The 794-nt window shown below is 45.3% G+C and carries 1 protein-coding gene; it reads right to left on the reverse strand.

Features of this window, described 5'->3' with window-relative positions; all coding sequences use genetic code 11:
* The coding region (locus KIV40_RS31225; protein ID WP_285353181.1) for an FIST N-terminal domain-containing protein at positions 1-643 on the reverse strand (643 nt) is incomplete at its 3' end.
* Positions 644-794 lie beyond the last annotated feature (151 nt).

A 794-nucleotide genomic window follows, 5' to 3' on the forward strand; every position in this document is an offset into this window, starting at 1 on the left:
CACCATCAAGCTCGATAAGATGAGTACCTTGGGCTGCCGTCACACGGAAGGTTTTTCCAATCGGGTTCCACTCAGTGAAATAGCCTCTATTCACCGCCAGATCATCACTGTGAAGCGCAACCATGACATAAGTTTCTTGATAGCAACGTCCATTGCACATCACCCATCGTCCTGATGGCGTGATCGTGGATGCACCACCACAGACCGGTATATCTAAAGGCGAACGCTCAAAGGCATAAAAGAGGTCGTGCTTATCAAGCGTAAGACGGTCCGCAAAGCAGATCGCTGTTTTGGTCTGACTATTACACTCCAACTGACGCATCATGATATCGCTATCACGAGCCAAGTCATCACTGTACGCCACCGCGGCAGCACTCATGGAAACAGAAAAAAAACAGGTAAATACTGCTAACAGACCTTGGTGTTTCAACTCACCTTTATCGATAAAATGTTCGGCACTGCAGCCGATTGAGGTCGCAGCGGGAAAACGAGCGTGGATAATCTGACAGGCAGACTCGACCCTCTCTTGATCAAAAGAAGAGAATACTTGAACCAAAAGCGTGTCACTGGTCGTAAAACCGATGCTCTCTAGCTCAACGGCGAGTTGCTCTATGTCATGTATAAAGAGGGAAAATGACTGCATAACCACATTAATCGCTGCATTAATGATTTGTTATTGTGCTGATTATCGATAAGCCTTGCACGTATTACTTACTATCGTCCTATAAAATCTGTGAGCTCAGTTAAGGATGATTCCGTAATAAATCATAGAATATGCAGCGAATTTCTCGAGA

Source organism: Vibrio sp. D173a, assembly GCF_030248475.1.